This window comes from Streptacidiphilus jiangxiensis, from assembly GCF_900109465.1.
GTDB lineage: Bacteria > Actinomycetota > Actinomycetes > Streptomycetales > Streptomycetaceae > Streptacidiphilus > Streptacidiphilus jiangxiensis.
The window spans coordinates 146322-163632 of the sequence record NZ_FOAZ01000002.1 but is presented as its reverse complement, the minus strand read 5'-3'; the positions used below and the strand labels follow the sequence as shown (position 1 = coordinate 163632).

Genomic DNA, 17311 nt, shown 5'->3' with positions numbered 1-17311 from the left:
CTGCCTGGAGCCCCCCATGCCCGCTCCCAGAAGGTCCGCCGCCCTCGTCCTCGCCACGGCCGTGGCCCTGACGGCCGCCGCGTGCACCTCCTCGTCCACGAGCAGCGGATCCGCCGCGACGAACCCGGCCGCCCTCACCGCCTTCACCCCCACGGCGCGTGGGCAGCTGGCCCAGGTCACCTGGAACCTCCCCACCGGCGAGCCACTGAGCCTGGACCCCGCCAAGGCCGGTGACTACTCACCGAGCACCGTGCTGTCGAACCTCTGCGAACCCCTGCTGCGCCTCAAGGCCGACTACACCTACGGCCCGGGCCTGGCCGCCTCGTGGAAGTGGACCACCCCGACCACCCTGGTCCTCGACCTGCGCGACGACGTGAGGTTCTGGGACGGCACCGCGATGACCTCCGCGGACGTCGTCGCCAGCCTCACCCGCCAGCTGGACCCGGCCACCCGCAGCGTCAACGTCGACGCCCTGCGGTACGTCTCCGCGATCACCGCCGGCGGCCCGCACCAGGTCACCGTCGCCTTCAAGAAGCCCGACCAGCTGTTCGTGAAGACCCTCACCAACGGCTTCGGCCAGGTCAGTGAGGCCGCCTACCTGAAAGCGGCCGGCGCCGGCTACGGCACCGCCAAGGGCGGCCTGATGTGCACCGGCCCGTTCAAGCTGGCGAGCTGGCAGGCCGGTGAGTCGATCACCCTCACCCGGAACACCGCCTACTGGGACAGGACGCTGCAGCCCAAGGTCGAGAACCTCACCTTCCGCTTCATCACCGACGGTTCCACTCTCACCAGCGCCCTGCTCTCCGGCCAGATCGACGGCAGTTACGAGATCAACACCGCCACCGCCCGCGCCCTGGCCCACAGCTCGGTCGGCCACCTCTACCAGGGCGACTCGGCCCAGACCGTCTTCCTGACCCCGACGGCCCCGACCTCGCCGCTGGCCGACGTCCACCTCGTCCAGGCCCTCCAACTCGTGCTGGACCGCGACGCGGTGATCCGCAACGTGTACGACGGCGCCGCGCAGGAGCTGAAGACCTTCATCCCCTCCCTGGTCTGGCAGCACGGCCCCGCCGCGTCCACCTACGCCCAGGGCTACGCCGCGCTGCCGGCGGCGCCGGGCGTCGACGTGACCAAGGCCAAGGCGCTCGTCGCCCAGGCCACCACCAAGAGCCGCAGCATCACCGTCGCCATGGCCGCAGGCGACCAGCAGTCCCTGCAGACCCTCACCTTCCTGCAGGCGGGGGCCCGGCAGATCGGCCTGGACGTCACCATCAAGCAGCTGCAGCCGACCCAGATGTCGGGCCTCTTCTACGATCCGTCACTGCGTCAGGGCCTGGACGCGACCATCGTCCAGGGCTACGTCGAGATGCCCGACCCCGGCTCCTACGTGGAGCAGATGACCGACCCGGGCTCGCTGTTCAACTGGGTGCAGTACCGCAACGCATCCGTGAGCGCCCTGCTCGCCCGGGCCCGCTCCGACGCGGACCCCGCCCGTTCGGCCGCCGAGTACAACCAGGCCCAGGCGCTGTTCACCAAGGACCTGCCGATCCTGCCGATCGCCGCCCCCGACGAGCGGCTCTTCCTGAACGACCGGCTGAGCGGCGCCCCCGCCTCCTTCGCCTACATCAACATGCCCTGGGCCGCCTACCTCGGCGGTACCGGAAAGGGCAACGGATGATCTGGCGCTTCCTCGCCCGCCGGACGGTGGCGCTGCTCGCGACCCTGCTGGTCGCCAGCGTCGTCATCTACGGCGGCCTGTTCCTCGCCCCCGGCGACCCGGCCACCCTGCTGGTCGGCGGCGGCAAGCCGCCCAACCCGCAGCTGCTCGCCGAGATCCACCGCCAGTACCACCTGGACGACCCCTTCTACGCGCAGTACTGGCGCTGGCTGACCGGCATGCTGCACGGCGACGCCGGACAGTCGCTCAGCTACCACGACCAGGTCTCGCACCTGATCACCGCCCGGATCGGTACCACCGCCCTGCTCATCGGGTACGCCACCGTCCTGATCGTGCTGTTCGGCGTCAGCGCCGGCGTCGTGGCCGGTCTGCGCGGCGGCCGGACCGCGACCGCGGTCACCGCCGCCACGACCACGCTGATGGCCGTGCCGACCTTCGTCTCGGCCGTGCTGCTGATCTGGCTCTTCGCCGTCCGGCTCAACTGGTTGCCTGCCTACGGCAACGGCACCGGGCTCGCTGACCAGCTCACCCACCTCACCTTGCCCGCCATCGCGTTGGCGGTCTCCTGGCTCGCCTACGTGGCCCAGGTGACCCGCTCGGCCGTGGACGGCGAGCAGCGCGCCGAGCACGTGCAGACCGCCCGCAGCCGCGGCATCCCCGAGCGGCTGGTGGTGCGCAAGCACATCCTGCGCAACGCCTCCGGGCCGATCCTCTCCGTCGCGGGCGTCGCGGTGGCCGGGCTGATCGCCGGCTGCTCGGTCGTCGAGCAGACCTTCGGGCTCAACGGTGTCGGGGCGCTGCTCATCCAGAGCGCCGCCAAGCAGGACCTCGCCGTCGTCCAGGCCCTCGCGCTGCTCACGGTCGTCGCCTTCGCCGTCGTCAACACCCTGGTCGACCTCGCCACCGCCGCCCTCGACCACCGCGTCCCGGTCGGAGGCGCCGCATGACCAGCTACCAGCTCGCATCCGTCGTCGGCCGTCGGGCCAGGGCGGCCCGCCTGCGGCGCCTGCTGCGGGGCAAGCTCGTGCTCGTGGCCGCCGGGGCCGTCGTGGCCCTGGTCGTCCTCGCCGCCGTGTTCGCCCCGCTGATCGCCCCCTACGACCCGAACGCCGTCGACCCGATGGCCGTCTCCCAGGGCAGCTCCGCCGCCCACTGGCTCGGCACCGACGACACCGGGCGCGACATCGCCTCCCGGCTGCTCCACGGGGCCCGGCCCAGTCTGCTCGCCCCGCTCGTCGTCACGGTCGGCGCCGGGCTGGTGGGCACCGCGCTCGCCGTCGCCGCCGCCTGGCTCGGCGGCTGGTGGGACCGGGCCATCACCGCCGTGCTCGATGTGGTCTTCGGCTTCCCCGGCCTGGTCCTCGCCGTGGTCGGTGCCGCAGTCTTCGGCGCCGGGCTGAAGATCGCCGTGCTCACCCTGACCATCGCCTACCTCCCCTACGTCGCCCGGGTGGTGCGCGGCAGCGCGCTGAAGGAACGCAACCTCCCCTACGTCGCCGCCCTGCGCATGCTCGGCCTCGGCGGCGGGCGGATCGTCCTGCGCCACGTCGTGCCCAACCTGCTGCCGCTCGTGCTGGTGCAGACCGCGACCGCGTTCGGCTACACCCTGCTGGACGTCGCGGCCTTCTCCTTCATCGGTCTCGGTGCCCAACCGCCCACCGCCGAGTGGGGGCTGATGGTGGCCCAGGGCGCCCCCGGCATCCTCGCCGGAGCCCCGCAGGAGTCCCTCTACGCGGGCCTTGCGATCGTCGTGTTCGTCGTGGCCTGCAGCCTGCTCGGCGCCGGCCTCTCCCAACGGCTCACCGGAGGCGAGCGATGACCACGGCCACCGTCCCCCTGCTGGAGTTCGACAGCCTGCGGGTCACCCTGCCGCTCGGCGGTACGCAGCGGACCGTCATCCACCGTGTCGACCTCGCGCTCGCCGCGGGCAGCGCCGTCGGCCTGGTCGGCGAGTCCGGCTCCGGCAAGTCGCTCACGGCTCGCTCGGTCCTCGGCCTGCTGCCCGAGGGCGCCCGGATCGAGGGCGACGTCCGCTTCGACGGCGCATCCGTCCCCGCCATGCGCCAGGCCGAACTGCGCACCCTGCGCAGCCGCCACGCCGCCATGGTGTTCCAGGACCCGCGCACGCACATCAACCCGCTGCGCACCGTCGGCGACTTCCTGACCGAGGCGCTGGTCTCCGTCCGCCGTGAACCGCGGGCCCAGGCGGAGGCGAAGGTCGTCGCCCTGCTGCGGGAGGTCCACGTCGCCGACGCCGAGCGGCGGATGCGGCAGCGGCCGTCGGAGTTGTCGGGCGGTCTGCTGCAGCGCGTCATGATCGCGTCCGCTCTCGCCGTCGAGCCGCGCCTGCTGCTCGCGGACGAGCCCACCACGGCCCTGGACGTCACCACCCAGGCCGAGGTGATGGCGATCATCGACGAGGCGCGGGAGAACCGCGGCCTGACCCTGCTGTTCATCACCCACGACCTGGCCCTCGCGGCGGCGGTCTGCGACCGGATCGCCGTCATGTATGCCGGTCACCTGGTCGAGGAGCTGCCGGCGCGGCGCCTCGTCGGCGACGCGGCCCACCGCTACACCCGTGCGCTGCTCGCATCGCGGCCCGACCCGACCGTGCCGGACGCGCGGCTGCGGGCCGTCGACGGCCGCCCGCTCTCAGCCTTCGAGGCCGGTCCGGGCTGCCCGTTCGCGCCGCGCTGTGCCGCCGCGCAGGAGCTGTGCCACCGGGAGCGGCCCGAGCCGCGCGCGGTCGCCGACGGCCGCGCCGCCTGCCACTTCCCGCACGCCGTCGACCCGCAGGCCGTCGACCTGGACGCCGTCGACCCGCATGCTGCCGACACGGAGAGGACCGCTCGATGACTGACATCCCCGTCCTCGAAGTCGAGGGCCTCACCAAGCGGTTCGGCGAGCACACCGCCGTCGACGGCGTCAGTCTCCGCCTCGCCTCCGGCGAGTCGCTGGCCGTCGTGGGCGAGTCGGGCTCCGGTAAGACCACCACCGCCCGCATGATCACAGGACTGGAGTCGATCAGCTCGGGGACGGTCACCATGGGCGGACGCCCGCTGCCGGGCCCACGTGCCCGTACGGCCGAGCGCCTGGCGTTCGCCCGCCGGATCCAGATGGTCTTCCAGGACCCCTACACCTCCCTCGACCGCCACCAGCGCATCGGCGACGGGATCGCGGAGGTCCTTGCCCGGCACGCGCCCCTGCACGGCGCCGAGCTGACCCGACGCCGTGACGAACTGCTCGACCAGGTGGGCCTGGACCGGCGCCAGGCCGACTCCCGGCCGCGCCACCTCTCCGGCGGCCAGCGGCAGCGCGCCGCGATCGCGCGGGCGTTGGCCGTCGAACCCGAACTGCTGGTCCTCGACGAGGCGGTGGCCGCACTCGACGTCTCGGTGCAGGCGCAGATCGTCAACCTGCTGGCCGAGATCCGTGGACAGCGCCCGATCTCCTACCTCTTCATCACCCACGACCTGGGCATCGTGCCCCACCTGTGTGAGCGTGTGGTGGTCATGCGCGAGGGGCGGATCGTCGAAGCCGGCCCGACCGCCGAGGTGCTGACCGACCCGCGGGACCCCTACACCCGCGACCTGATCGACTCCGTCCCCCGCCCCGGCTGGAAGCCCCGCCGTCGCACCTGAAAGGCCCCGCCATGACCTTCACCCCGGCCCTGGAGTTCGCCTTCGAGATCCGCGCCGAGATCGCCGAGACCCTTCACATCGGCCACGGGGACGGCGAGCTCACCGAGTTCACCCCCATCACCGGCGGCACTGTCACCGGTCCCCGGCTCAACGGCACGGTCCTGCCCGGCGGTGGCGACTGGAGCAGCACCCGCGGCGAGGTCTGCGAGCTCGACGCCCGCTACCTGATCCGCGCCGACGACGGCGCCGTCATCGACATCGTCAACCGCGGCTTCTTCCATCCCGGCGAGGACTGCCCGGAACAGGTCGACGACGACGGCGTCCAGGTGACCGAGGCCGGCTACTACTACCGCACCTCCCCGGTCTTCCGCACCGACGCCCCGGCTCACCGCTGGCTCGCGGAGACCGTGTTCGTGGGCCTGGCCCGCCCCGAGGCGGGGGAGACGGTCGTCGCCATCCGCATGTACGCGCTGCGCTGACGGCAGCGCACCGCGACGCCCGGGAGGGCCGGCCTCAGCCGGCCCTCCCGCAGCGTTCCGTGTCGATCTCGGCGAGGGTGGTGTCGTTGTAGCGGGCGCCGTGCACGGTCGTGGCGTCGAGGATCCGGCCCGCTGCGTCCAGGGCCTCGGCCGGGACGGCCAGGTCGAGGGTGGCCAGGTTCTCCCGCAGATGGGTGACGGAGCGGGTGCCCGGGATCGCGACGACGTGCTCGCCCTGGGCGCAGACCCAGGCCAGCGCCAGCTGCGCGAGCGTGCAGCCGTGGTCGGCGGCGACGGCCGCCAGCTGCTGCCGCAGGGCCAGGTTGCCCGGGTAGTGCGCGGCGTCGAACCGCGGCATGCCGAGGCGGATGTCCTTCGCGGGAAGCTCGGTCGGCTCCGGCGGCGCGCCGGTCAGGAAGCCGCGGGCGAGTGGGCTGAACGCGACCAGGGCGACGCCGAGTTCACGCGTCGCCTGCAGAGTGCCCTGCTCCGGGTTGCGCGACCAGAGGCTGTACTCGTTCTGCAGCGCGGCGATCGGGTGCACCGCGTGCGCCCGGCGCAGCGTCGAGGCCGACACCTCGGACAGGCCGAGCGCGCGGACCTTCCCGGCCGTGACCAGCTCCGCCATCGCGCCGACGCTCTCCTCGACCGGCACCCGCCGGTCAAGGCGGTGCAGGTAGTAGAGGTCGATGACGTCCGTGCGGAGCCGGGCCAGGGCCTCGTCGGCGGTGCGCCGGATCGTCTCCGGGCGGCCGTCGATCACCCGTCGGCCGTCCACGCCCGTCATACCGCACTTGCTGGCCAGCACGATCGCGTCCCGGTGCGCTCCCAGGACCCGCCCGACCAGCTCCTCGTTGGCACCGAACCCGTACAGGGCGGCCGTGTCGAAGAGGACGACGCCCTCCGCGACGGCCGTGCGCAGCAGCAGCTCCGCCTCCTGCGGCGTGGGCGGCACGCCGTAGGCGTGGCTGAGGTTCATGCAGCCCAGCCCGATCGGGGGAACGCCGAACGGCCCGAGCCGCCGCGGGGCGCGGCGGCTCGGGCTCACGGCGTCCGAGGACGCGGTCACGACGCGGCGGCCGCGAGCTGCTGCTCCAGCGCGGCCAGCGTCCGGTAGCAGTTCAGCACCTGCGCGATCGAGGCGTTGGGCTCGCGGCCCTCGCGGATCGCGGCGACGAACTCGCGGTCCTGCAGCTCGATGCCGTCCATCGAGACGTCCACGCCGCTCACGTCGATCGGCTCGTCCTTGCCGGTGAACAGGTCGTCGTAGCGGGCCAGGTAGGTGCCGGTGTCGCCGATGTAGCGGAAGAACGTGCCGAGCGGCCCGTCGTTGTTGAACGACAGCGACAGGGTGCAGATGGCGCCGTTCGCCGCGCGCAGCTGGACGGACATGTCCATCGCGATGCCGAGCTGCGGGTGGATCGGGCCCTGGATCGCGTTGGCCTGCACGATCGGCGCGCCCGCCTGGTAGGCGAACAGGTCGACGGTGTGGGCGGCGTGGTGCCACAGCAGGTGGTCGGTCCAGGAACGCGGCTGGCCCAGCGCGTTGAGGTTCTCGCGGCGGAAGAAGTACGTCTGGACGTCCATCTGCTGGACCTTGAACTCCCCGGCCGTGATCTGCTGCCGCACCCACTGGTGGCTGGGGTTGAACCGCCGGGTGTGGCCCACCATGGCGACCAGGCCGGTGCGCTGCTGCGCCGCCAGGCACGCCTCCGCGTCGCCGAGCGAGTCGGCGAGCGGGATCTCGACCTGGACGTGCTTGCCCGCCTCCAGGCAGGCCAGCGTCTGCGAGGCGTGCATCTGGGTCGGCGTGGCGAGGATGACGGCGTCGACGTCGTCCATGGCCAGCACCTCGGCAAGGCTCGCGACGGCCTGGCCGACGCCCTGCTCCGCGGCGAACTTCCTCGCGCGCTCCAGCGTGCTGCTGACGACGGCGGTCACCTCCACGCCCTCGATCCGCTTGAGCGCGGCCGCGTGCTTGGCGCCGAAGGCGCCGCCGCCGACCAGGGCGATCCGCACGGTCTGCTGGTCAGTCATGTCAGTGCTCCTTGTCGCCGGGCGTGGCGCCCTGCGGGTGGTTCTCGAGAATCAGGTGGCCGACGGCGGTGTTGGACGCCGGCACATGGTAGAAGCGGTGCTTGAGCTCGACCGAACCGGACCCGTCGACGTCGCTCATCGCCCCGCGGGCGATCAGCCACATGACCAGCTCGATGCCCTCCGAGCCGGCCTCCTCGACGTACTCCAGGTGCGGCACCTGCGCGAGACCCTCCGGGTCGGCGATCAGCCGGTCCAGGAACGCGTTGTCCCACTCCCGGTTGATCAGGCCCGCGCGCGGGCCCTGCAACTGGTGGCTCATGCCGCCGGTGCCCCAGACCTGCACCTTGACCGGCCGGTCGTAGGACTCGATCGCCCGGCGCAGTGCCTGCCCCAGCTTGAAGCAGCGCGCACCCGACGGCACGGGGTACTGCACCACGTTGACGTGGAACGGGATGACCTTCACCGGCCAGCGCTCGACGTCGCCGAAGAGCAGCGACAGCGGCACCGTCAGCCCGTGGTCGACGCTCATCTCGTTGGCGAGGGTCAGGTCGAAGTCGTCCTGGATCAGCGAGTGCGCGATGTGCGCCGCCAGCTCCGGATCCCCCTCGATGCCCGGGACGGGACGTGGCCCGTAGCCCTCGTCGGCGGTCGGGTAGGCGGCGCCGGTGCCGAGCACGAAGGTCGGTATCAGCGACAGGTCGAAGCTGGAGGCGTGGTCGTTGTAGACCAGGAGGACCACGTCGGGCAGGTTGTCGCGCTCCCACTGCTTGGAGAACTCGTAACCCTCGAAGACCGGCTGCCAGTACGGCTCGTCGGTCTTGTGGTGGTCCAGCGCCGCGCCGATCGCCGGCACGTGCGAGGTGAAGACCGCGCCGGTGACGGTGGCCTGGCCCTTCGCCGAGCGGCGGTCGGCGTACGCGGCCTCCAGCACGGCGTGGTCGATCCGGTTGCCCTCGATGGAGCGGCCGCCGGTGACCATCATGTCGCGGTAGTCCTGCTCGGTCATGCCGGTCATCGACCCGGCCATCTGCTGGAACGAGAGCCCCAGCGTGGCACCCCACTTGGCCAGGAAGTAGATGTTGCCGCCCTCGCGGATCGCGGCGTTGAGGTCACGGTCCAGCAGGGCCTGCTTCTGCTCCTCACGCAGCGGCCAGGCGTCCAGGTAGGCGCGTTCGTCGGCGAGGTAGCTCTCCCGGTTCTCCGCCGTCATCAGCGACATGCAGAACTGGTTGAGGTGGTAGCCCTTGGCGGACTGCTCGGCGTCGAAGATCGTCGTGCCCGGGACCAGCTTGTAGCTCTTCTCCAGTGACATCTGGTCAGCTCCAGTACAGGCGCGTGGGATTGTCGACGAGCAGCTTGCGCTGGAGCTCCGCCGTCACCGCGACGTGCGGCACGAAGTCGACGAGCAGACCGTCGTCGGGCATGTGGTCGGTCAGGTTCGGGTGCGGCCAGTCCGTGCCCCACAGCACCCGGTCGGGGAACTCCTCGACCACGCGCCGGGCGAAGGGGACGACGTCGCGGTAGGCCCGCTGCTCGCCGTCCAGGGCCGCCGGGCCGCTCGCCGAGAGCCGCTCCGGACAGCTGACCTTGCACCAGATGTCCTCCCTGGCGCGCATGAAGTCGAGGAACGCCTCGAACTCCGGCCCGTTCGGATCCTTGGCGACGTCCGGCCGGCCCATGTGGTCGATCACCAGCGGCACCGGGATGGAGAGGAAGAACTCGCGCAGGTCGGCCAGGTCGTCGGCCTCGAAGTAGACGACGACGTGCCAGCCCAGTGGCTCGATCCTCAAGGCGATGTCCAGCAGGTCCTGCTGCGGCGCCGCGTCGACGAGCCGCTTGACGAAGTTGAACCGCACGCCGCGCACGCCGGCCTCGTGCAGCTCCGCCAGCTCGGCGTCGGTGACGTCGCGGCGCACCGTCGCCACGCCGCGGGCCAGGCCCCCGGAGGCGCGCAGGGCGTCCACCATGGCGCTGTTGTCGGCGCCGTGGCAGGTCGCCTGGACGACGACGTTGCGGGCGAATCCGAGGTGGTCCCGCAGCGCGAAGAGCTGGTCCTTGGAGGCGTCGCACGGGGTGTACTTGCGCTCGGGGGCGAACGGGAACTGTGCGCCGGGGCCGAAGACGTGGCAGTGCGCGTCGACGGCGCCCTCGGGCGGTTCGAAGCGAGGACGGCTCGGCCCGGCATACCAGTCCAGCCAGCCCGGGGTCTTCTCGAACGCTTCGGTCTGCGATGCGTCGGTCTGCTCTGTGCTCATCTCTCAGTCCTCGTACCGCAGTCCGAGCTCGGCCAGCGGGCCGCGCATGCCGTAGATGTCGAGGCCCAGCTCGCCCGCGCGGAACCGCGCGCGCTTGCCCTCCTCGGCGGCCTCCCGCTTCGCGCAGGCCGTGGCGACCTCGGCGGCCCGCTCGCGCGGGACCACGACGATCCCGTCGACGTCGGCCACCACCGCGTCGCCGGGCCGGACCAGCGCGTTGCCGCAGACCACCGGTACGTTGACCGATCCCAGCGTGGCCTTGACGGTGCCCTTGGCGTTGACCGCCCGGGAGAAGACCGGGAAGTCCATCCCCTCCAGCTCGGCCACGTCGCGGACGCCGCCGTCGATGACCAGGCCCGCGCAGCCGCGCGACCGGAACGAGGTGGCGAGCAGCTCGCCGAAGAAGCCGTCCTCGCTCTCGGTGGTGCAGGCGGCGACGACCACGTCGCCCTCGCGGATCTGCTCGGCGGCGACGTGCAGCATCCAGTTGTCGCCGGGCTGCAGCAGCACGGTCACGGCCGTCCCGCACAGGCGGGCCGCCGGGTAGGCCGGACGCAGGTAGGGGCGCATCAGGCCGACCCGGCCCATGGCCTCGTGGATCGTCGCCACGCCGAAGGCCGACAGCGCGGCGACGGCCTCCGGGTCGGCCCGGGTGATCGCCGTGTGGACGACACCGATCTCGGTGTGTTGCATCTCGTGTGCTCCTCGGGTCGGCGTGGGGTCAGCGACCGGCGGCGGCGAGGCGCGCGGCGAGTCGGGGGTGGACGCGCAGGGCGTTGCCGGCGTAGACGGCCGCCCGCTGCTCGTCGGAGAGGTTCGGCGTCGCCTCGACGTAGCGCCTGGTGTCGTCGAAGTGGTGGCCGGTGCGCGGGTCGATGTCGCGGACCGCGCCGATCATCTCGCTGGCGAACAGGATCGACCCGCTGGGGATCACCTGGGTCAACAGGTCGATGCCGGGCTGGTGGTAGACGCAGGTGTCGAAGAAGACGTTCTGCAGCAGCTGCTCCGGATCCGGTCGGCCGAGCGCCATCGCCAGACCGCGGAACCGGCCCCAGTGGTAGGGCACCGCGCCGCCGCCGTGCGGGATCACGAAGCGCAGGGTGGGGAAGTCGGCGAACAGGTCGCCCTGGACCAGCTGCATGAACGCCGTGGTGTCGGCGTTGAGGTAGTGGGCGCCGGTGGTGTGGAACGCCGGGTTGCAGGAGGTGGAGACGTGGATCATGGCGGGGATGTCGTACTCGACCATCGCCTCGTAGATCGGGTACCAGCTGCGGTCCGTCAGCGGCGGCGCGGTCCACCTGCCGCCCGACGGATCGGGGTTGAGGTTGACCGACACCGCGCCCAGCTCCTCCACGGCGCGGCGCAGCTCCGGCAGGCAGGTCGCCGGGTCGACGCCGGGCGACTGCGGCAGCATCGCGCCCATCGCGAACCGGTCGGGGTGGAGGGTGCTGACCCGGTGGACCAGGTCGTTGCAGATCCGCGCCCAGACCGAGGAGACCTCGAAGTCGCCGATGTGGTGGGCCATGAAGCTGGCCCGCGGCGAGAAGATCGTCAGGTCGCTGCCGCGCTCGTCCATCAGGCGGAGCTGGTTGGCCTCGATCGCCTGGCGCAGGTCGTCGTCGGTGATGACCAGCTCGGCGGGGTCCGGCGCGTTGGTCGGGTCGCCGACGGCGGCGATCTGGCGGTTGCGCCACTGCTCCAACTGCGGGGGAGCGGTGGTGAAGTGACCGTGACAGTCGATGATCATGTCTGCTTGCCTTCTGTCAGTCGTGGGCGCGGGTGGGCCAGCCGGTGTACTGCTCGGCGAGGTAGGCGCGGCCCGCGCGGGTCGCCACCACGTTGTCCAGCTCCCCGAGTTGGCGGCGGAGGTCGTACGAGGAGCCGCCGGGCGCGGCGTGCAGCAGCTGGGTCATCCAGTAGGAGAAGTTCTGGGCCCGCCACACCCGCTGCAGCGCCTGCGGCTGGTAGTCGTCCAGCGCGGCGTCGCCCTCGTCGCCCAGCGCCCGCAGCAGCACCTCGGCCAGGACCTTGACGTCGTGGAGCGCGAGGTTGAGGCCGCGGGCGCCGGTCGGCGGCACGGTGTGCGCGGCGTCGCCCGCCAGGGCCAGCGAGCCCCAGCGCATCGGCTCCTGCACGAAGGAGCGGAACCGCAGCACCGTCTTCTCGAAGACGCGGCCCTCCTTCAGCCGGAACCCGTCCGGGCCGGCCACGCGGGCCTGGAGCGTCTCCCAGATCCGCTCCTGCGGCCAGTCGTCGACGTTCTCGTCGGCGTCGCACTGGAAGTACATCCGCTGCACGGCCTCGGTGCGCTGGCTGATCAGCGCGAAGCCGTGCTCGGAGTGGGCGTAGACCAGCTCGGGCGCGCTCGTCGGCGCCTCGGTGAGGATGCCGAACCAGGCGAACGGGTACTCCTTGCCGTACCGCACCCGCCGGTCCTCGGGGACCAGGTCCCGGCACATGCTCCGGGACCCGTCGGCGCCGACCACGTACCGCGCCCGGACCTCGTGCCGGGTGCCGTCGGCGGCGGTGAAGCGGACCCGGGGCGCCTCGGTGGTGACGTCCAGCACCTCGGTGCCGGAGACGCCGAAGTGGACCGTGCCGCCGTCGCGCTCGCGCGCGTCGGCCAGGTCGACGAAGACGTCGGTCTGCGGGTAGAGCCACACCGACGCTCCCACCAGCGCCTTGAAGTCGATGCGGTGCGCCCGGCCGCCGAAGCGCAGCTCGACACCCTCGTGCTCGTAGCCCTCGCGCAGGACGCGGTCACTGACGCCGGTCTCGACGAGGTCCCGGGCGACGTCGTTCTCCAGGATGCCGGCGCGCTGCGTGGTCTCGATCTCGTGCCGGGTGCGGGTGTCGACCACGACCGTTTCCACCCCGGCCCGCCCGAGTCGGTGCGCGAGCATCAGTCCGGCGGGGCCGGCTCCGACGACGGCGACGGGAACCGACGTGACGGTGTCGACGGTGTCGACGGCGGCTTCGGCCATGGTGTCTCCTGAGCGACTGCGATCTGGAACACCCCGAACGCTGGCATCCGGGGGTGCGCGCAGTCAGCACGGTTTCCGTCAGGCGGAAGTGCCGCCGGTGCTCAGGCGGTCGTGCGGGTCCGGCGGCCGAGCTCGTCGGAGATGCCGGAGGCGGCGCGCAGCAGCGGCTCGCGCAGCCCGCGGGCGCGGCTCGCGCTGCGCGCGGCGATGACGATCCCGAGCGCGGCGCTCACCGGCCCGGTCCGCCCGATCCGCACCGGCGCGGCCACCGCGACCGTGCTCTCGGAGAGCTGCCGGTCACTGACGATGAGCTGCTCGCGGCGGATCCGGTCCAGCTGGGCGCGGAGCGCCTTCGGATCGGTGAGCGTGTGGGCGGTCCACGCCCGCAGCGGCGCGTCGAGCACCGCCTCCTGGATGTCCAGCGGCGCGTGCGCCAGCAGCACGCGGCCCATGCCGGTGGCGCCGATGGGGAACCGGGAGCCGACCATCGTCAGCAGCTCCACCGACCGGTGCCCGGCGATCCGCTCGACGAAGACCAGCTCGGTGCCCTCACGCACGGCCAGCTGGATGTTCTCGTGCGTGGCCTCGTACAGGTCCTGCATGAACGGCAGGGCCACGTCGCGCAGGATCTGGGTGCGCGGGCAGCCCGAGGCGATCTCCCACAGCCGCAGCCCGACGTGCCACGAGCCGTCGTCGGCGCGTTCGAGCGCGCCCCATCCGGCGAGCTCCTGCACCACGCGATGGGCGGTGCTCAGCGCGAGCCCGGTCCGCTGGGCGATCTCCGACAGGGTCTGCGACTGGTGCTCGCGGTCGAAGGTCGAGAGGATCTGCAGGACCTTTCCCGCCGCTGTGCTCCGGTCCGTCGAGGCTTGGGTTGCGCTCACCCGGCCAGTCTCGCAGAACGACCCTGACCCCGCGTTGAGCTGCCCTCATGCGCGTCGTACCATCGGCCGCACACAAGGAGGCGACGTGCACCGAGAGCTTTCCGGACTGTCCTCGATGGCGACCCGGGTGATCCTTTCCGAGCTTTCCGATCTCATCCGCGACGGGTCGGGAGACGCGATCCGCTTCGAGTCGGGTGGCGGGGTCGACATCGCCCGGCGGGTCCGCGCGGGCGCCGAGGGCGACCTGCTCGTGCTGGCCGACGACGCGATGGCCGCGCTGGCCGCGGAGGGCCACCTCGTCGAGGGCACGGTGCGGCCGCTGTGGATCTCCCAGGTCGTCGCCGCCGTGCCCGCGGGCACTTCCGTCCCCGCGTTCGGGACGGAGGAGGACCTGCGGACCGCGCTGCTGGGCGCCGGACGCATCGCCTACTCCACCGGCCCGAGCGGGACGGCCGTCGTGGAGCTGATCGACCGGCTCGGTCTCGCGGAGGAGGTGGGCGGTCGGCTCGTCCAGGCTCCGCCCGGCGTACCGGTCGGCAGCATGCTCGCCCCTGGCGCCGCGGATCTGGCGTTCCAGCAGCACAGCGAACTGATGGACCTGCCCGGCATCGTGATCCTCGGCCCGCTGCCCGGCTCCGCCGCGATCTCCTCGACCTTCACCGGAGGCGTCCTCGCGACCTCTCCCGAACCGGCCCGCGCCGCCACGGTCCTGGACCTTCTCGGCTCCGACACCGCCGCCCGGACCGCCCGGGCCAAGGGCATGCGCCCTGCCACCGAGACGATCTGACGGCGTCACGGACACGCCGCCGGGTCTGTGGTCCGGTCGGCCACAGCTCCCGTCCGGTTGGTGGTGCTCCGTCACATCGCAGGGCCGGCCCGTGAGATCGACGATGCCCCGAACGCCAGGTGGACGCCGGCGGGAAGGGGTATCAGCCATGCAAGCCATGGGAGCAGCACGAGGGTTTCGGGTCGCGGCGCGCCGGGCCGCCACCGCGGTGGCGTTGGTGCTCGCCGCCACGCTCGCCGCACCGGCCGGGACGGCGTCGGCCACCGCGACGGGGCCGTACACGGTGACGCCGGTGGCGGGCGACCTGACGGCCTACCGCATCTCGGGCGTCTACGTCGCCGGGGTGTCCTCCGGCGCCTACCTGGCCGGACAGTTGCAGGTCGCCTACTCCAGCCGGATCAAGGGCACCGCGGTCTTCGGCGCCGGCCCGTACTACTGCGCGGAGAACAACGCGGAGCAGGCCCTCTACGGGTGCATGCAGAACACCTGGCCCGACCACCTCCCCACCCTGGAGGGCGACGCCGCGCTCTGGTCGTCGTACGGATGGGTCGACCCGGTCTCCGACCTGTCCGGCCGACCGGTGTGGGTCTACCACGGCGCGCAGGACACGACGATCGCCTCCTCCGTCAGTGCCGACGGCGCGGCCTTCTGGTCGCACTTCGGGGCGAACGTCACCTCCGTCACCGGCGCGGGCGCCGGCCACGCCTGGGTCACCCCCTACGGCACCAACGCCTGCGGGACCACCGGTGGCACCTACCTGAACAACTGCGGCACCGACCCCGAACACGACCTGCTGGCCAAGCTCCTGGGTTCGGTCAACGCCGCCGACACCGGCCCGCTGCAGGGGAGTCTCATCCGCTTCGACCAGGACGCCTATGCCGTCACCGGCTCGGCCGCCTCCCTGGACATGGGCGCCGCGGGTTTCGCCTACGTCCCGTCGGCCTGCGCCGCCGGGCAGGGCTGCCGACTGCTCGTAGCCCTGCACGGCTGCTCCCAGGGCTACGACGCCGTCGGCACCGCGTTCGTGGACCGGGCCAACCTCGACCAGTACGCCGACACCAACAACCTGATCGTCCTCTATCCGCAGGCCACGACCAGCGCCGCGAACCCCTACGGCTGCTGGGACTGGTGGGGCTACCTCGGGGTGACGAACTATCCGATCCAGGGCGGCGCGCAGATCGAGACCGTCATGAACATGGTGGCAGCGCTCGGCGGGGCGTGACCGACGGGGCGCCGCCCCGATCCCCGCCGCCGGGAACGCCGAGGCGACACAGGCCGGCGACCGCGCCCGGACGGGGCGTCACAGGTCGCTGAGCGCCTTTCCCATGCGTTCCACCGCCTCACGCAGGACCGTCGGGGAGGTCGCGAAGTTCAGACGCACGCAACCCGAACCGCCGGTGCCGAAGGCATGCCCCGAGCTGAGCGCGACCCGGGCCCGGTCACGGAACATCCTCGCCGGACCGGCCAGGTCGCTGACCACGCCGGGGCCGTCGGCCTGGCCGTCGTGCAGACCGAGCGCGGTGCAGTCCAGCCAGGCCAGGTAGGTCGCCTCGGGGCGGTGGTACCGGACGCCCGGAAGGTGCTGCTCGACCAGGTCCCCGAGCAGACGCCGGTTGGCGTCGAGCCCGTTCAGCAGGTCGTCGAGCCAGTCACGTCCGGATCGCAGGGCCGCGGTGTGGGCGATGACGCCCAGATGGCTGGGCCCGTGGCTGACCTCCTCGGGGATGCGCCGCAGGTCGGCCGCGGCCTCCGGTCCTGCGAAGGCGACGGCGGCCTTGAGCCCGGCGAGGTTCCACGCCTTGGACGCGGACGTCACGGCCAGGCCGTTCTCCGCGCCGGGGACGCTGAGGAAGGGCGTGAAGGCCGCCCCCGCGAGCACGAGTGGCCCGTGGATCTCGTCCGAGACGACCCGTACCTGGTGCCTGCGCGCGAGTTCCGCCACGGCCCGCAGTTCCTCGTGGGTGTGCACGACGCCGGTCGGGTTGTGGGGGTTGCTCATCAGGAACGCCACGCGGCGCCGACCGGCTCCGCGCGCCCGGACGAACGCCTCCTCCAGGGACTGCAGGTCCATGCGCAGGTCCGCGCCGAGGGGAGCCTCGACCACCTGCCTGCCGTCGTGGCTCACGAAGGCGTAGAAGGGCGGATAGACCGGGGAGCACACGACGACGGCGTCGCCCGGGTCGGTGACCAGTCGCAGCAGTTCCACCACGCCCATCATGACGTCGGGCACGATCGCGGTGTCCTCGACGCGCAGACCGTCCCAACGCCAGCGCTCGTGGGCGAAGTCCGCGAGCGCCTCCGCGTAGGCTCGGCCGTACGGGTAGCCGGTGTCGCCGAGGTCGATCGCCTCGTGCACGGCCGCGGCGACGGCGGGAGCGAGGGGCACGTCCATCTCCGCGACCCAGAGCGGGAGCACGTCACCGGGGTAGGCGCGCCACTTCATACTGGTGCGCCGCCGCAGGCGGTCGAGACTCAGCTGCACCAAGGGGTCGTTCCTGGCGGCGTCTGCGGTGGTGCGACCGTCACTGTCCATGCGGTCCATCACACTCCACCCGACCGCCGAGCG

The 17311-nt window shown here is 72.3% G+C and carries 17 protein-coding genes; 8 read left to right on the top strand and 9 right to left on the bottom strand.

Annotated features, from left to right (window positions below):
- Positions 1 to 16 precede the first annotated feature (16 nt).
- The 6 genes from BMY61_RS04160 to BMY61_RS04135 are packed head-to-tail and all read left to right on the top strand — an operon-like array spanning position 17 to position 5798.
- Positions 17 to 1678 (top strand): ABC transporter substrate-binding protein, encoded by a 1662-nt coding sequence (locus BMY61_RS04160; protein ID WP_042448533.1) that lies wholly within the window; start codon positions 17 to 19, stop codon positions 1676 to 1678.
- Positions 1675 to 2625 carry an ABC transporter permease gene (locus tag BMY61_RS04155; protein WP_042448529.1) on the top strand — a complete coding sequence of 317 codons (951 nt, stop codon included), beginning with the start codon at positions 1675 to 1677 and terminating at the stop codon, positions 2623 to 2625. The genes BMY61_RS04160 and BMY61_RS04155 overlap by 4 nt, the downstream gene beginning before the upstream one ends.
- Positions 2622 to 3497, top strand: coding sequence for an ABC transporter permease (locus BMY61_RS04150; protein WP_042448527.1), 876 nt, complete (start codon positions 2622 to 2624; stop codon positions 3495 to 3497). The genes BMY61_RS04155 and BMY61_RS04150 overlap by 4 nt, the downstream gene beginning before the upstream one ends.
- The gene (locus BMY61_RS04145; RefSeq protein ID WP_042448524.1) at positions 3494 to 4534 is read left to right on the top strand and encodes an ABC transporter ATP-binding protein; all 1041 of its coding nucleotides are present in this window, start codon (positions 3494 to 3496) and stop codon (positions 4532 to 4534) included. Before BMY61_RS04150 ends, BMY61_RS04145 begins: the two co-directional genes overlap by 4 nt.
- A complete protein-coding gene (locus tag BMY61_RS04140) occupies positions 4531 to 5319 on the top strand; it encodes an ABC transporter ATP-binding protein (protein WP_042448521.1) in 789 nt (262 codons plus the stop codon). Before BMY61_RS04145 ends, BMY61_RS04140 begins: the two co-directional genes overlap by 4 nt.
- 11 nt (positions 5320 to 5330) lie before the next feature.
- Complete coding sequence (locus tag BMY61_RS04135) at positions 5331 to 5798, top strand: DUF3237 domain-containing protein (RefSeq protein WP_042448518.1); 468 nt, start codon at positions 5331 to 5333, stop codon at positions 5796 to 5798.
- A gap of 34 nt (positions 5799 to 5832) precedes the next feature.
- Here the strand turns inward: BMY61_RS04135 and BMY61_RS04130 are convergent, their stop codons facing one another.
- The 8 genes from BMY61_RS04130 to BMY61_RS04095 all read right to left on the bottom strand — a co-directional run bounded on the left by BMY61_RS04130 (position 5833) and on the right by BMY61_RS04095 (position 13958).
- Complete coding sequence (locus BMY61_RS04130) at positions 5833 to 6846, bottom strand: aldo/keto reductase (RefSeq protein WP_075003771.1); 1014 nt, start codon at positions 6844 to 6846, stop codon at positions 5833 to 5835.
- Positions 6847 to 6863: 17 nt separating this feature from the next.
- Entirely contained in the window at positions 6864 to 7835 is a 972-nt protein-coding gene (locus BMY61_RS04125) for a Gfo/Idh/MocA family oxidoreductase (protein WP_042448515.1), read from the bottom strand.
- Position 7836: 1 nt separating this feature from the next.
- A complete protein-coding gene (gene ligA / locus BMY61_RS04120; protein WP_042448512.1) occupies positions 7837 to 9147 on the bottom strand; it encodes a protocatechuate 4,5-dioxygenase subunit alpha in 1311 nt (436 codons plus the stop codon).
- 4 nt (positions 9148 to 9151) lie between these two features.
- Positions 9152 to 10090, bottom strand: a complete 939-nt coding sequence (locus BMY61_RS04115) for an amidohydrolase family protein (RefSeq protein WP_042448510.1) — start codon at positions 10088 to 10090, stop codon at positions 9152 to 9154.
- A 3-nt stretch (positions 10091 to 10093) separates the two neighbouring features.
- Entirely contained in the window at positions 10094 to 10783 is a 690-nt protein-coding gene (gene ligK, locus BMY61_RS04110) for a 4-carboxy-4-hydroxy-2-oxoadipate aldolase/oxaloacetate decarboxylase (RefSeq protein ID WP_042448507.1), read from the bottom strand.
- 28 nt (positions 10784 to 10811) lie between these two features.
- Positions 10812 to 11837 carry an amidohydrolase family protein gene (locus tag BMY61_RS04105; protein ID WP_042448504.1) on the bottom strand — a complete coding sequence of 342 codons (1026 nt, stop codon included), beginning with the start codon at positions 11835 to 11837 and terminating at the stop codon, positions 10812 to 10814.
- Positions 11838 to 11853: 16 nt separating this feature from the next.
- A complete protein-coding gene (locus BMY61_RS04100) occupies positions 11854 to 13074 on the bottom strand; it encodes a 4-hydroxybenzoate 3-monooxygenase (protein ID WP_042448501.1) in 1221 nt (406 codons plus the stop codon).
- Between the two features lie 101 nt (positions 13075 to 13175).
- Complete coding sequence (locus BMY61_RS04095) at positions 13176 to 13958, bottom strand: IclR family transcriptional regulator (RefSeq protein WP_042448499.1); 783 nt, start codon at positions 13956 to 13958, stop codon at positions 13176 to 13178.
- A gap of 85 nt (positions 13959 to 14043) precedes the next feature.
- Here BMY61_RS04095 and BMY61_RS04090 point away from each other — a divergent pair, with 85 nt between their 5' ends.
- Both BMY61_RS04090 and BMY61_RS04085 read left to right on the top strand, forming a co-directional pair.
- A complete protein-coding gene (locus BMY61_RS04090) occupies positions 14044 to 14745 on the top strand; it encodes a substrate-binding domain-containing protein (protein WP_143094159.1) in 702 nt (233 codons plus the stop codon).
- A 157-nt stretch (positions 14746 to 14902) separates the two neighbouring features.
- On the top strand, positions 14903 to 15967 hold the full coding sequence (locus BMY61_RS04085) for an extracellular catalytic domain type 2 short-chain-length polyhydroxyalkanoate depolymerase (protein WP_042448494.1): 1065 nt from the start codon (positions 14903 to 14905) through the stop codon (positions 15965 to 15967).
- 78 nt (positions 15968 to 16045) lie between these two features.
- On the opposite strand, the gene BMY61_RS04080 is transcribed toward BMY61_RS04085, so the two are convergent.
- Positions 16046 to 17287 (bottom strand): MalY/PatB family protein, encoded by a 1242-nt coding sequence (locus BMY61_RS04080; protein ID WP_082015075.1) that lies wholly within the window; start codon positions 17285 to 17287, stop codon positions 16046 to 16048.
- Positions 17288 to 17311: the final 24 nt, after the last annotated feature.